The organism is Vibrio sp. NH-7 (genome assembly GCF_053643215.1).
Window position 1 is genome coordinate 2,306,270 of the sequence record NZ_CM132187.1, and the last position, 14,878, is coordinate 2,321,147.

Genomic DNA, 14,878 nt, shown 5'->3' on the forward strand with positions numbered 1-14,878 from the left:
ACTTATTTAACGCTATGAATAAGTGAATGTTATCAAAAACTTGTTCACATAAATATGCTCAAAACCGCCTTTGGTGCATCGCATACAATAAGTTTCAGTTAAATAAATGTTTAAAATATAAATAACCCCTAGCTTCATCGCAAACTAGGGGTTAGATAAAAAGCGGCAATCTGAGGTTGCTATTTTTTGGGCATTTCCAGTTGCATCTCCGGCACGGCTTTCTTTTTGGCTCTAAGCTTGCCAATCACAAACCAAGCAACCAAGGCCAGAAGAATCACCACGATATTACCAATCGCAATCATAATCATGCCTTGTGTTTTCTTCTCTTCGCGAAGTTCAATCTGACGCATCTCTTCCATCAGTTTTTGCTGTTTCAGGCGCTCCTCTTCTTGCAAACGACGGGTTTCTGCAATGTCGAGCTCTTCGACCAAACTATAGGTGTATTCGCTCAGCGGGAAGACTAAAGGTCTGCCGGAGCCCATTTCCGTCGCATACGCCTGACCAGTCCAAGAGTAGTTGCCTAAAGTGTCACTGTAGGGAATGCTGAGTTCGAGTTTATTGCTCTCTTTCACAGCAGCGCCTTGCACATCAATTTGACGCTCTTCTGGGTCAATATGTTCAACAAAAGCGGCGAGAGAGCCTGGCTCGACCATACCTTGCTCACCTGACAAGACCACTTTGTGCATCTCTTGCTCACTGCGAGATTGAATGAAGGTCACTTGCACAGGAGAAGGGTAAACCAGCACTTCCTGCTCTTGCGCTCGAAGGAAGATCCCATTCCCCGACGTGATGCGTACTCGGTATTTACCCGGCGCGCTCGAAATGGGCAATGACACCGTAAACACACCATCCCCAGCGACTTCATCAAGCTCAGTACCGTCATCGGCAAACTCGCCAATCACTTCAGGGATAGGACGCGCTTCTTTGATCAAAGTATCTTCATTTTCAACAAACTTGGTGAAAGTAACCTTAAGCTTTACGCGATCCAGAAAGTCACGCAGAACCAAAGGCTGCTTATCCGACGTTAAACGCGCGGTGAACTTAATCGACTCGCCTTGGTACAGGCGGCTTGGAAGCCGATCCGTTGACAGTTCTAAGTGTGAAATCAGCGTGATCTTGTTCTTGGGAGTAACTTTACCAACCGCTTGCCAAGGACCTGGCATTGGGTTATCGATGGAAATAATGTCCATTGATGACTCTTGGTACCAACGGACGTTGTCAGGGCTGCGCCAAGCGTAATATTTTTTACCATCAGGACGAACCAACACCACAGGTTGTGAGTTTTCAGCTCGATAAATCACAAAGGTAATTTGCTGGATAGAAGGATCAACTCGAAAGCGGTTATCGAGCAAGGTCATTGATGACTCATTTGCCGCGACATTTGCAGCGCTCAGCAGTACGCTGAGTACAACCAACCAAATCCTTAACATCCTTTCTCCTACTGACGCCAGAGACAGCTTCCGCTTTTCTCGACGATATCTAATCTATTTTGATGCGCTTCTAATTCATCGGCACTTGCACGGATAACCTTTAGTGCTTTTCGACCACTTGCCACCCGTTTTATTGACTCACCTCCCACATCGCTGCCATCAGAGTTCCCTGCATTAAATTGCAGCGACGTCTGACCACCGGTCATCAACAGATATACATCTGCCAAAATCTCGGCATCGAGCAATGCCCCGTGGAGAGTACGATGGGAGTTATCAATGCCGTATCGGTCACAGAGAATATCGAGGTTGTTTCGCTTACCTGGGAAGATCTTCTTCGCCATAGCCAGCGTATCGGTCACCTTACAATAATCGTCGGTTTTACCAATGCTTGGGTCGAGCATCTCAAACTCGTAGTCCATAAAGCCGGTATCGAAGGGCGCGTTGTGCGCCACCAGCTCGGCACCTTTGATGAACTCTAAGAACTCAGCGTGGACGTCTTGATACTCTGGCTTGTCCACCAAAAATTCATCCGTGATACCGTGAACCTGAACCGCTTCAGCTTGAATGTCGCGATCGGGCTTAATGTAAACATGGAAGTGACGTCCCGTCAGTTTACGGTTGATGATTTCTACGGCACCAATCTCAATGATTCGATGACCTAGATAATGAGGACCGCCCTCTTGGTTCATACCCGTGGTTTCGGTATCGAGTACGACAATGCGGTGCTGATTAGAATTGTTGCTGGTATTCATAACAAAATGTGTGTCAGACTATGCCAATAATGAGCTTAACCCAATAGTATCAAATCATGACGAAACAGGTGGAAATTTTCACGGACGGTTCTTGTTTAGGCAATCCTGGTCCTGGCGGCTACGGTATCGTATTACGTTATAAACAAACCGAGAAAACGCTCGCCAAAGGCTACACGCTAACCACCAATAACCGAATGGAAATGTTAGCGACGATCGTTGCCCTACAAGCCCTCAAAGAACCGTGTGACGTCATTCTCACTACCGATAGCCAGTACGTGCGTCAAGGCATTACCCAGTGGATTCACAACTGGAAAAAACGTGGCTGGAAAACCGCAGATAAAAAACCGGTAAAGAATGCAGACCTATGGAAAGCCTTAGACGCCGAAAGTGAGCGCCACAACATCGATTGGCGCTGGGTTAAAGGCCATGCTGGGCATCGAGAAAACGAAATGTGTGATGAGTTGGCACGTACCGCAGCCGAAAACCCGACCGAAGAAGATACGGGCTATATCCCCAACTAGTGGGACTGCTTATTCGACACTTTGTAATTGACGCTCACCGGCGTCAATTTTCGTTTTAGCTTCCAGTGAGGCCTAATTGGCTTAAGCGGATAGGTTCGCTTGCGCGCGACGATGAAGTACAAACTGCCCATCGGCGCCGCCCAGTCCCCTAAGCTATTCTCTAACCAAGTCCACATTGTTCGGTACTTCTGCATCGGGAAGAGTGCATAGCTATCGCACTCGATCACTTGATAGTTCAAAACGCTCAGCCAATCTTTGATCCGGTTTGGGGTGAACATCCGTCCACTCCACGGCAGATTGTTTCTACGCCAAGGCATCAGACTCGCCAGCCCGGTAAAACTGATTGGGTTAAAACCTGTGATAATCAAATAGCCGTCATCGATCATTACACGGTCTACTTCACGCAGCATTCGATGGGGATCATTGCAGTAGTCGAGCTGGTGTGCCATCACAACAGCATCAAAGCTTTTTTCAAAAAAGGGTAAGTCGTAGCCGTCAGCGATGACGTTATGCAATGGATTTTTTATATCGAGGTTGACTTGATGTTGAATATTGCAGGCAAAACTGGTTAACTCGCAGCTGAGACCACCGAGCTTAAGCATATGGTAACCAAATAGTTTTGGGCACCACTCATCCATCCGAGTCTGAATCGACTCACTCACCCATTGGCCGTTTTTAAGTTGCGACCATGAATGAGGCTTTTCTAACTTCTTATTGCTACGTGCTGGTTTCATACCTAACCTGCTTCACTCGGGAGACACAACCATGTTAGAGATCAAAAGCATACCTGCATTTAATGATAATTACATCTGGCTAATTCAAAATAGCGATCAGCGTTGTGCCGTTGTCGACCCTGGTGATGCGACGCCTGTTCTGGCTTACCTCAAACAGCACCAGCTAAGCTTAGATGCAATCTTGATCACGCACCACCATAACGACCATATTGGTGGTGTGGCCGAATTAGTTCGACAATACCCTGGCATTGATGTCGTCGGCCCCGCCAATGAACCCGTGCCGACCTTAACTCATCCTGTCGAGGGCGGTGACCAAATAGAGCTGTTTGGTGAAGTCTTCTTTGTGCTAGATCTCGCTGGTCATACTCTTGGTCATATTGGCTATGTTGGAGATGGCAAGCTCTTCTGTGGTGATGTCCTGTTTTCAGCCGGCTGTGGCCGTGTCTTTGAGGGGACCATGGAACAAATGTACTCCTCACTCACCAAGATTGCGGCACTACCAGAAGAAACTGAGGTCTATTGCGCACACGAGTACACCGCGAGTAATCTTGCCTTTGCCTTGGCTGTAGAACCCGACAATGAGCAGCTCCAACAATATCGAGATGACGTCAATCGTCTGCGGGCTCAGAATCGCCCCACCTTGCCCACCACACTACGCCGTGAAAAATGGATCAATCCTTTCCTTCGCACCGACCAACAAACGGTTATTCGCTCAGTTGCAAACCGAACCGACCAAACCGACGCACTCGCCATTTTTAGTGCATTACGTGAGTGGAAGAACGAATTTTAACGATTTGCTGCTTGTCACTTTCTGTGCGTGGCAAGTATTATCAGCAGCCAAGTAACAAAAGGGCTGTGCAATGCGATTAACACATAGCTGGGTTTTGGCGCTCTTACTTACAGGATGTCAACTAACCCAGCCTACCGATTCTAGTGAGACCTCATCACCGGAAACCAATAACCCACCCGCGGTAAAAAAGGCTGAACCTACCGCTCAGCCAGCCAAACCAGTATCAAAGCCAAAACCTGTGGTCACGCCTCAGTCGCAAGAAGATGTCTGGCAACGAATCGCGATGCAGTTGGATATGCCAATTCCGGATCACAAGACGGTCGATTACTACCGAACTTGGTATTTGAAGCACCCAAGCCATCTTAGAACCGTTTCAAAACGCGCCGAGCCATTCCTCTACCTGATCACAGAAAAGATCGAAGAGCGAAACTTACCTCTTGAGCTTGCGCTGCTCCCCATTGTAGAAAGCTCATTTGATGCCTTTGCCTACTCTCACGGCAGTGCGGCAGGCTTATGGCAGTTTGTCCCTGCAACCGGCAAGATGTACGGTTTAGAACAGAACTTCTGGTACGATGGGCGTCGAGATGTGCCTGCGGCAACCGATGCAGCACTCGACTACCTTACTTACCTAAATAAACGTTTTGACGGTGAATGGACCCACGCTATCGCAGCATACAACAGTGGCGGCGGACGCGTTTCCAGTGCAATTCGTAAAAACACTAAACTAGGCAAACCCACCGACTTTTTCTCGCTCGATTTACCGAAAGAGACCAGTGGTTACGTTCCTAAACTCCTAGCACTCGCAGATATCATTGCCAACCAAGAAAAGTACGGGATCGATATTCCACCCATAGCGAACAAACCCGTCGTTACCCTCATCGATCCAAAAGAACAATTGGACTTGGCGATTGCAGCAAAATACGCGGGCATCTCGGTCAAAGAACTGCAAGGCTTAAACCCTGCTTATAATCAGTGGTCGACTGCACCCGATGGCCCTCATCAACTGCTTATTCCAGCCCAAGCAGAAGACAGTTTCCGCTACCAAGTTGAAAAAAATCGCGGTAAAGGAATGAAGTTGGTTCGCTACAAAGTGAAATCTGGTGACTCCATCAGCGTTCTTGCTAACCGATACAACACCACGACAAAAGTAATCCAGCGTGCAAATGGCATGACCAACAGCAATATTCGCGCTGGTCAGTACTTGATGATTCCAGCGTCGGCAAAAGATGAGAATGTCTACGCTTTAACCGCATCCAACCGCCTTGAAAAGACGCAAGCGAAAAACCGTGGTCAATACAAGCTCACCCACACAGTTCGCTCAGGCGACAGCTTATGGAGCATTGCCAAAGCCAACAAGGTCTCTCATAAATCGCTTGCCAAGTGGAATGGAATGGGACCAAAAGATACGTTACGTGTCGGACAAAAACTGGTGATTTGGAAGAACAGCTCAGATGGCGCCATCATCCGCACCGTTTTCTATAACGTTCGCTCAGGCGATACCATCAGTGGTATTGCCAGCAAATTTAAAGTGAAATCACGTGACATCGTGAAATGGAATGACCTAAGCAAACAAAAATATCTTAAGCCGGGTCAAAAACTGAAACTCTACGTCGATGTAACTAAGGTAAGTGTATGACGCCCTCCAGTAATCCTTTAATCATGCTAGTTGATATTTTTCGTTCACCTAGCGCTTGTTTCCTTGCCCTGTATCAACGTGGCGCATGGGGCTGGCAGCCATACATTTTTCTGATTTTATCGCCATTTTTGTTTTGGGGTGCATATTTTGATTTGGTCAATTTTGAGTGGCTAAAAGAAGTCCTAACCGCTCAACTGGCGCAAACGAACCCGCAACAACTTGAGTTACTTGATGCCAACACCTTAATGGCCAGTGAAATCATCAGCGATGTATTTGGTCGAACGCTGACCATACTCATGCTGGCGTTTTGGTTCAATCTGGCCACTAAGCCAAGTCAGCACCAACATGGTTTCTGGAAATGGTTTGCCGCGGCCGCGGTGATCACTTTCCCTGCAATCATCGGCGATCTTGCAAGCTACGTGAGTGTTCTACTGAAACATGGTCAAGTGCTTGTTTACGCCGCGGATCTCAATAGCCTTAACGGACTACTCAAACTTCCACTGACCAATGAGTGGTCTCAGTTTGCCAGCTCGTTCCCTCTGCTTCTGCCTTGGTATATCGCTTTGGGCTACGCGGCAGTCGGTACGTGGACGGAGTTCGAGCGCGGCCAAGCCTTGGTCATTTCAGCACTACCTTGGCTCGCTTACTACCTAATTTGGGCGCTCTACATCGTTATTTTTTAAACGGAAGCTCACCTCTATAGGGTTGTGATCAGAGGCGTCGGTTATCGGCGCCTCTGCTTTTTGAAGGACCAAATCTCGATAAAACACATGATCTAAAGGTAGCCCAGTCACAAACTGAGTCCGATTATCCACTTGGTAGATAACCTCTGTAACGCCTATTTTGTCGAGCGCTTGTTTCATCACACTCAATCGCGCGTCACTCCAGCTGTTAAAATCGCCAGCAACAATAATCGGCCCCTGATGATTCAAAAGCTCTGTCACTAACGTATCAAGCTGCCTTTGATACTCCACGGTGCCATAAGTGAAATTTACCGCATGGATATTAACCACCGCTAATGACTGGCCATTCGTCAGCGGGTAAGTCGCATATAAAGCAGATTTGGGTAACCCTAACCAAGGCTCAAGCTCGGTGTACGCACAGGCGAGATCAGGCGTATCATAGCTTAAGTTCAGAACGCCCGCGGTGGTATCAAAGGCTTTAAACGCATCGACTTGGCTACCAAACCACTGATTGTCCTCAATCCAATGGAGTAACTCAGGGGTCATACTGGCTTCTTGTAACAGAACCAATTGCTTTCCCTCCACCAAGGTTTGCAAACTAGCATGCCAGTTTGGTCGGTTCTGTTTGTAGATGTTCCACACCAGAACATTCAGCTCGCCATTGAGATCCACAGGCTTTGCTGAGTCACTGCGGTAACACTGCAACGAAGGCGCAATATTGCCTTGCGAAATCGAAGATATTTGGCCTTGTTCAGGCAAGGTGAACACCACTCGATAGCCAATCATTCCCGTGAGTACGAGCCCAATAGGCAATGCTAGTAACCATTTTTTGTTCATCATTGAGCCCTAAAATGTAAAAAAGAGCCTTACGGCTCTTCCTTGATTATTGAATTCAGTTCACGCACTCTGACAATAACACTAGATAGCGTCTTCGTCTTCTTCACCGGTACGAATACGCACGATGCGTTCAACGTCAGTAATGAAGATCTTACCATCACCAATTTTGCCTGTTTGTGCAGTCTCAACAATCGTATCAACACACTGGTCAGCAACGTCATCGGTAACAACAATTTCAAGCTTCACTTTAGGCAAGAAATCCACCATGTATTCTGCACCACGGTATAGCTCAGTATGACCCTTTTGACGTCCAAAGCCTTTTACTTCAGAAACCGTCATACCGGTAATGCCGACTTCTGCTAACGCTTCGCGAACATCATCTAACTTAAACGGCTTGATGATGGCTTCAATTTTTTTCATGTTCATCCCTTAAACTTCAGCAATTTGCCTTATTATCCCACGATCATCGGGCAATAAAAAGCCCGAGCGATAAGCGCTCAGGCTAATATACAACTTAACCGAAGGTTATTTCAAACTTGCGTAGTATGCCGCTAGGTTAGCGATGTCGGCATCACTGAGCATCGATGCTTGCGCTTGCATGACCGCCGCTAGACCACCATTACGCTCTTTGTTCTTGTACGCATTAATCGAGCTGACAAGGTATTGTTCGTTTTGACCTTTCAAGTTTGGATAACCTGGGATGACAGCGATACCATCCGCACCATGACAAGCCGCACATACCGCCGCTTTCGCTTGCCCAGCAGCTACATCACCTGCCGCCATAGCTTGACCAGCCATAAGGCCCATTCCGATGACCATTCCAATAGCGATTTTCTTCATTGCTCTTCCTTATAAGTCCACTTCTTATGTGTGTTTTATCTATACGATTCTGACACAAAGATAGTTTACTTGCTCCAGATAAGCTCACAGTCTTGACCGATAAAGTGATGATCAATAAACAAATCCGCTATGGCCGCTACTTTATCGCCACACATAAGTATCGGTCTTCTTCGCCTTTCCCAACTCGGCACTTGATACTCTTGAAACAGCTTTTTCAGTTTTCTGCTATGCCCTCGCTCTGCTGGATGAGCGCTGAGCCCTTCGGGATTAAAGATGATACGTAATGGCGCTTGCTGCAGTGCAGACAAGGACAATGACCCTGTCGATGTCGCTTGAAGCGTCAAATGACCAAGCCTATCAGGAAGCTCAAGCTCCTCACCTAGCCCCAAGCGTTGAGACCAATCGCTAATATCCTCATGAACGGAAACTAAGTAGAGACGTCGGTTAAAACGGCGTACTTGCGTAGAAGTTAGATTCAGAACAGGATTCGCGTCTGCCTTAGCAAGTGCTACCTGATGCCAAATTTTGTCCAGATGATCTCGACTTGGCATGCGCTGACCCGAATTTGCCAGCCACATACGAATCAAACGTGCCCGCATCAATGCACTCAAATCAGCCACCCCTTGAATGGCTAAGCTACCATCCGAGTTAACCAGGAGCCTGAGCTTATCTTGGAGTAGCTCGTCTAACAGTAACTCTTGCTCTGCACACAATTGAGCGCTTCGCTGGACTGATTGAGTAAAATGCGGCCAACGCGCATCAATAACCGGTGAAATATGGTGACGAATGTAATTGCGATCGAAGCGGGTATCCTGATTACTTTCATCTTCCACCCAGTTTAAGCCGTGGTGCCGCGCGTATTGTTCGATCTCTTCGCGTCTGACCTTAAGTAGCGGTCGAACCAATCGGCCATTAGAAAACGGCTTGCTCGCAGCCATCGCTGACAAACCTTTTGGCCCACTGCCTCGCTTTAAGGCAAGAAGAAACGTTTCTAGCTGATCATCTCCATGTTGACCCGTCAGTAAAATATCTTTTTCATTTACATGCCGAGCCAGCACCTTATAACGCTCATCTCGGGCACACTCCTCGATGCTCTTACCGCTGGCATCGAGTTGCACCTTTTCCAAAATAAAGGGGACATCACTCTGAGCAGCCCACTCTTGGCACTGGTTAGCCCACTCATCAGCATTAACACTCAAACCGTGATGAACATGGACCGCCAGCGTCGGACGATGGGTTTCCTGCTGATAGCGCGCAAGTAATGAAAGCAATACACGTGAGTCAATGCCGCCACTAAAGGCCAAAACAATACGACTGCGCGGTGCAAGATACTCTTCGATGACAGATGAAAATGATTGATACAGATCCATAACGGAATAACTCGATAATTGATAAGCGATAGTTTATCACCCACCAATAAAAAAGGCCGAACTAAGTTCGACCTTTAGGATTTAACAAGATGCTGATTAGCAGTAACCGTAGCTCATTAAGCGTTGGTAACGGCGCTCAAGAAGTGTATCGTTGTCAAATTGAGCCAGCTCGTCTAACTGCTTAAGTAGGTTCGCTTTCATGTTTGCTGCCATTTGAACATGGTCGCGGTGCGCACCACCTAATGGCTCTTCAATAATTTCATCGATCAACTCAAGCTCTTTAAGACGAGGCGCCGTTAGGCCCATCGCGTCTGCCGCTTGAGGCGCTTTATCTGAATCACGCCATAGAATCGATGCACAGCCCTCTGGTGAGATGACTGAGTACGTCGAGTATTGAAGCATGTTCACGTAATCGCCAACACCGATGGCCAATGCACCGCCTGAACCACCTTCACCAACAACGTTACAAATCACTGGCACTTTTAAACCCGCCATCACTTTTAGGTTTTTCGCAATTGCTTCTGATTGGCCGCGCTCTTCTGCACCAACACCTGGGTAAGCACCAGCTGTATCAATGAAGGTGATGATTGGCATGTTAAAACGCTCCGCCATTTCCATAAGGCGTAGGGCTTTACGGTAACCTTCAGGCTTAGGCATACCGAAGTTACGTTTTACTTTTTCTTTGGTCTCACGACCTTTTTGGTGACCGATGATCATAACCGGACGACCATCAAGGCGAGCCATACCACCAACGATCGCTTTATCATCAGCAAACGCTCGGTCACCCGCTAGCTCTTCAAATTCTGTAAATACATGTTGGATGTAGTCCAGCGTGTAAGGACGTTGTGGATGACGCGCCAATTGAGCAGTTTCCCACGCCCCTAGATCGCTAAAGGTCTTTTTCTTAAGCTCTAAGCTTTTCTTTTCTAGCTGTTCGATCTCTTTTTCTAGATCCACACCAGACTCACCGCCGTGGCGAGATACATCACGTAGTGCTTCAATCTTTGCTTCAAGTTCTGCGATCGGCTTTTCAAATTCTAAAAAGTTTAGGCTCATCTATCGATCCTTTCTGATTCGGCTTTGTGCCGAATTTAGTTAAATTCGAGTTCTACTTGGCCATTACCAAGCAGTTGTTTTAAATCATCTAATAATGCATCGCTTGGCGTAACTCGCCATTCGGTACCTAACGTTAGACGCGCGCGCGCATCGCTCCGTTGGTAATATACATGAACAGGAACCGTTCCTGCCCGATGAGGCTCTAGTATTTTACTAAAGCGCTCAAAAAACTGGCCATCGATTTGAGATTCTTCAATCGATACAGATAATCCGCGCGCGTACTTTTCGCGAGCAGTGCCGAGATCCATGACCTCGCGCGCGGACATTTTAAGACCACCATTGAAATCATCAAAGCTGACCTGTCCAGAAACCACCAAAATTTTATCTTGTTCTAACAATTCAGCGTATTTATCCAACGCATCTGAGAACAACATCACTTCCATACGTCCACTGCGATCGTCGAGTGTCATCAAGCCGATGCGTGTACCGCGTTTTGTGGTCATGACGCGAGCTGCAATCACTAGCCCTGAGACAGTCACACTTTGGTCACGACGAGTTGGGGTCGCGTCTTTTAGTCGACAACTGGTGTACTTACCAAGTTCCTTCAAATAGGCATTTATTGGGTGCCCGGTCAAATAAAGGCCGAGTGTTGTCCGCTCTCCCTCTAACCATACCTTCTCAGGCCACGGCGCAACTTTGGTGTATTTGTTTTCTACCTCTTCTGGCGCTTCCGTCAATACGCCAAACAAATCGCTCTGACCAAATGCTTCCGCTTGGTGGTGTTGGCTTGCCGCTTTGACCGCGTCATCAAGTGAAGCCATCATGGCTGCGCGATGAGGGCCCAGTCGATCTAAAGCTCCGGCATAGATAAGCTTCTCTATGACGCGTTTATTGACCTTTTTCAAATCGATGCGAGCACAGAAGTCAAACAAGTCTTTGAAGTGACCATCTCGGTTGCGCGATTCTAAAATCGCCTCGATAGGACCTTCACCGACACCTTTAATCGCACCGATGCCATAAACAATCGCGCCATCTTCATCTACGTTGAAGCGATACAAGCCAGAGTTTATATCCGGCGGCAACACTTTCAGCTTCATGCGTAGACATTCGTCTACAAGACCAACCACTTTTTCGGTGTTATCCATATCCGCGGTCATTACCGCAGCCATAAACTCCGCAGGATAGTGTGTTTTGAGCCACAAGGTTTGATATGAAACCAGGGCGTATGCCGCTGAGTGAGATTTGTTAAAGCCGTAGCCCGCAAATTTCTCTACCAAGTCGAAGATCTTCATCGCGAGTTCGCCATCGACACCATTGGCAATCGCGCCCTCTTCGAACGTGGCACGCTGTTTAGCCATCTCTTCCGGCTTTTTCTTACCCATAGCACGACGAAGCATATCCGCGCCACCAAGGGTATAACCAGAAAGCACCTGCGCTATCTGCATGACCTGTTCTTGATACAAGATAATGCCGTAAGTCGGATCGAGGATCTCTTTGAGCGACTCGTGCTGCCACTTTTCATCAGGATAGGAAATTGCTTCTCGGCCATGTTTACGGTCGATAAAGTTGTCTACCATGCCTGATTGCAGCGGCCCCGGACGGAACAAAGCTACCAGTGCGATGATATCTTCGAAACAGTCTGGTTGAAGGCGTTTGATTAGCTCTTTCATACCACGGGATTCAAGCTGGAACACCGCGGTAGTTTCAGAGTTTTGCAATAAGTTAAACGACGCTGGGTCATCAAGCGGTATCGACTCAATCGCGACGGGGGCTTTACCCTCTTTGGCTAAGCGAGGGTTAATCAACCCTAGTGCCCAGTCAATGATGGTTAGGGTACGCAGCCCCAAGAAGTCAAACTTAACCAGACCCGCGGTTTCCACGTCATTTTTATCGAACTGAGTGACGGGGAAATGGCCTTCTGCATCCGCGTAAATCGGCGCAAAGTCGGTGATCGTGGTTGGTGAAATTACAACACCACCCGCGTGTTTACCCGCGTTACGTGTACAGCCTTCTAGGATGCGACACATATCGATGAGCTCTTTGACCTCTTCATCCGCATCATAAAGCTCTGGCAGTGCAGGCTCAGCTTTAAAGGCTTTCTCTAGCGTCATGCCAGGATCTGGCGGGACGAGTTTCGATATGCGATCAACGAAACCAAACGGATGGCCAAGCACACGACCCACATCGCGTATTACCGCTTTCGCCGCCATGGTACCAAAGGTGATGATCTGCGATACTGCATCGCGACCATACATTTCTGCTACGTGGTCAATCACTTGGTCACGCTTGTCCATACAGAAGTCGACGTCAAAATCGGGCATCGAAACACGTTCTGGGTTCAAGAAACGTTCGAAGAGTAAGTCGTACTCGAGCGGGTCCAAGTCTGTGATTTTCAGTGCATACGCCACCAATGAACCGGCACCCGAACCACGCCCCGGACCAACTGGAATGTCATTGTCTTTCGACCACTGGATGAACTCCATTACGATCAAGAAGTAACCGGGGAAACCCATGTTGTTGATAACTTCGAGCTCGATCTTCAATCGCTCATCATATTCAGGGCGACGCTCAGCACGCACTTTCGGATCGGGGAATAAGAACTCAAGACGTTCTTCGAGCCCCTCTTCCGATTTCATGACCAAAAATTCCGTTTCTTCCATGCCTTCTGTTGGGAACGCGGGTAGGAAGTATTCTCCAAGACGCACGGTGACGTTACAGCGCTTAGCAATTTCGACGCTGTTTTCTAGCGCTTCGGGAATGTCAGCAAACAACTCACACATTTCTTCTTCAGTGCGTAAATATTGCTGAGGGCTGTAGTTCTTCGGTCGACGTGGATCTTCTAAGGTATAGCCGTCATGAATCGCCACTCGAATCTCGTGGGCATCAAACAGGGTTTCGTCAAGAAAGACGACATCGTTTGTCGCAACCACTGGCAATTCAAACTGCTCAGCGAATTCGAGTGCAAAATGGAGGTAGCTCTCTTCGTCGGCGCGTCCGGTTCTAGTCAGCTCAAGATAAAAACGGTCGGCAAAGTGAGTCTGGTAAAACTCTGCGCACTCTTGAGCCGTTTTTTGGTTGCCCTTGAGAAGCGCTTTACCAATTTCACCACTTTTACCACCAGAGAGCAAAATCAAGCCCTCGGACAGCTCCACCAGCCACTCTTTGTCAATGACTGGCTGATGCTGAACATGACCACGAAGGTACGCTTTTGAGATCAGTAACGTTAGGTTTTTATAGCCAGTATTGTCTGCGGCCAACACCGTTAATTTGGTGAGTTCATCACCAAACGCCGCCGATTGCATAGCAAAATCGGCACCAATGATCGGCTTGATACCACAACCATGAGCGGTCCCATAAAACTTCACCAAACCACATAAGTTAGTGAAATCGGTAAGTGCCATTGCAGGCATTCCCAACTCTGCCACTTTCTTAACCAGAGGTGGCACTTTGGAAAGGCCATCGACCATGGAGAAGTCACTGTGAACTCGAAGGTGGACAAACTTAGGATCTGACATGAATAGTTCCGCAAATAGTACTTAATCGGAAAGGAATGGGGGTATTTTACGTGATAGTAATACGTGAATACACCCCATAATAGGTGGGTTTCTACTCTAACCCGAGCGCTTTCTTCACAGGTTTGAAGCTTTTACGATGTTGGTCAATCACACCATGCGCTTCAATCGCTTCAAAATGCGCCTTAGTTGGATAGCCTTTGTGCTTAGCAAAGCCAAACTCTGGGTGTAGCTTATCGAGCTCTTCCATCTCTTGGTCTCGGACAACTTTCGCAATGATGGATGCGGCGCTGATCTCAGCAACGCGCAAGTCACCCTTAACCACCGCTTGAGCATCCATTGGCAACGCGGGACAGCGGTTACCATCGATCAGTGCTAAATCTGGTTGTACTTTTAACCCCGCGATCGCTCGCTGCATCGCTACCATCGTCGCTTGCAAGATATTCAGTTCGTCAACCTCCACAGGACTACAACGTCCAACGGACCAAGCGAGCGCTTTCTCTTGGATTTCAGGCAGCAGCGCTAAACGCTTTTTCTCTGAGAGCTTTTTGGAGTCGTTTAAACCTTCAATCGGATTGTTGGGGTCTAAGATCACAGCGGCCGTAACAACATCGCCCACCAACGGCCCTCGACCGACTTCATCCACCCCAGCCACATATTGATAACCTTGCGGGTACTCAAACGGCGGAAGTTCTTGTTTTTCTTTTGCCATAATGT

At 47.8% G+C, this 14,878-nt stretch carries 14 protein-coding genes; 4 read left to right on the plus strand and 10 right to left on the minus strand.

What is annotated here, in order from left to right:
* Positions 1-179 precede the first annotated feature (179 nt).
* Positions 180-1,430, minus strand: coding sequence for a TIGR03503 family protein (locus ACUALS_RS10690; protein ID WP_454448342.1), 1,251 nt, complete (start codon positions 1,428-1,430; stop codon positions 180-182).
* A gap of 8 nt (positions 1,431-1,438) precedes the next feature.
* Positions 1,439-2,182 carry a DNA polymerase III subunit epsilon gene (dnaQ, locus tag ACUALS_RS10695; RefSeq protein ID WP_005475282.1) on the minus strand — a complete coding sequence of 248 codons (744 nt, stop codon included), beginning with the start codon at positions 2,180-2,182 and terminating at the stop codon, positions 1,439-1,441.
* A gap of 56 nt (positions 2,183-2,238) precedes the next feature.
* Here dnaQ and rnhA point away from each other — a divergent pair, with 56 nt between their 5' ends.
* On the plus strand, positions 2,239-2,703 hold the full coding sequence (gene rnhA, locus ACUALS_RS10700) for a ribonuclease HI (RefSeq protein WP_005475295.1): 465 nt from the start codon (positions 2,239-2,241) through the stop codon (positions 2,701-2,703).
* Here rnhA and ACUALS_RS10705 read toward each other — a convergent pair.
* The gene (locus tag ACUALS_RS10705; protein WP_454448343.1) at positions 2,700-3,437 is read right to left on the minus strand and encodes a class I SAM-dependent methyltransferase; all 738 of its coding nucleotides are present in this window, start codon (positions 3,435-3,437) and stop codon (positions 2,700-2,702) included. The two genes, rnhA and ACUALS_RS10705, sit on opposite strands and share 4 nt — an antisense overlap.
* Before the next feature lie 31 nt (positions 3,438-3,468).
* On the opposite strand from ACUALS_RS10705, the gene gloB reads away from it, so the two are divergent.
* The 3 genes from gloB to ACUALS_RS10720 all read left to right on the plus strand — a co-directional run bounded on the left by gloB (position 3,469) and on the right by ACUALS_RS10720 (position 6,546).
* Positions 3,469-4,227 (plus strand): hydroxyacylglutathione hydrolase, encoded by a 759-nt coding sequence (gloB, locus tag ACUALS_RS10710; RefSeq protein WP_039476534.1) that lies wholly within the window; start codon positions 3,469-3,471, stop codon positions 4,225-4,227.
* 70 nt (positions 4,228-4,297) lie between these two features.
* Positions 4,298-5,863 carry a LysM peptidoglycan-binding domain-containing protein gene (locus ACUALS_RS10715; protein WP_454448344.1) on the plus strand — a complete coding sequence of 522 codons (1,566 nt, stop codon included), beginning with the start codon at positions 4,298-4,300 and terminating at the stop codon, positions 5,861-5,863.
* Positions 5,860-6,546 (plus strand): YIP1 family protein, encoded by a 687-nt coding sequence (locus tag ACUALS_RS10720; RefSeq protein WP_039483413.1) that lies wholly within the window; start codon positions 5,860-5,862, stop codon positions 6,544-6,546. The genes ACUALS_RS10715 and ACUALS_RS10720 overlap by 4 nt, the downstream gene beginning before the upstream one ends.
* Here ACUALS_RS10720 and ACUALS_RS10725 read toward each other — a convergent pair.
* The 7 genes from ACUALS_RS10725 to rnhB form a co-directional block, all read right to left on the minus strand.
* A complete protein-coding gene (locus ACUALS_RS10725) occupies positions 6,514-7,383 on the minus strand; it encodes an endonuclease/exonuclease/phosphatase family protein (RefSeq protein WP_454449250.1) in 870 nt (289 codons plus the stop codon). The genes ACUALS_RS10720 and ACUALS_RS10725 overlap by 33 nt on opposite strands.
* 81 nt (positions 7,384-7,464) lie before the next feature.
* On the minus strand, positions 7,465-7,803 hold the full coding sequence (gene glnB, locus ACUALS_RS10730) for a nitrogen regulatory protein P-II (protein WP_008077534.1): 339 nt from the start codon (positions 7,801-7,803) through the stop codon (positions 7,465-7,467).
* A gap of 105 nt (positions 7,804-7,908) precedes the next feature.
* A complete protein-coding gene (locus ACUALS_RS10735) occupies positions 7,909-8,223 on the minus strand; it encodes a c-type cytochrome (protein ID WP_005475301.1) in 315 nt (104 codons plus the stop codon).
* A 65-nt stretch (positions 8,224-8,288) separates the two neighbouring features.
* Positions 8,289-9,593: a tRNA lysidine(34) synthetase TilS gene (tilS, locus tag ACUALS_RS10740; protein WP_454448345.1), complete on the minus strand. Its 1,305-nt coding sequence runs from the start codon at positions 9,591-9,593 to the stop codon at positions 8,289-8,291.
* 96 nt (positions 9,594-9,689) lie between these two features.
* Positions 9,690-10,649, minus strand: a complete 960-nt coding sequence (gene accA / locus ACUALS_RS10745) for an acetyl-CoA carboxylase carboxyl transferase subunit alpha (RefSeq protein ID WP_005475319.1) — start codon at positions 10,647-10,649, stop codon at positions 9,690-9,692.
* A 35-nt stretch (positions 10,650-10,684) separates the two neighbouring features.
* On the minus strand, positions 10,685-14,164 hold the full coding sequence (gene dnaE, locus ACUALS_RS10750; RefSeq protein WP_334475031.1) for a DNA polymerase III subunit alpha: 3,480 nt from the start codon (positions 14,162-14,164) through the stop codon (positions 10,685-10,687).
* Between the two features lie 91 nt (positions 14,165-14,255).
* Entirely contained in the window at positions 14,256-14,876 is a 621-nt protein-coding gene (gene rnhB, locus ACUALS_RS10755) for a ribonuclease HII (protein WP_454449251.1), read from the minus strand.
* Positions 14,877-14,878: the final 2 nt, after the last annotated feature.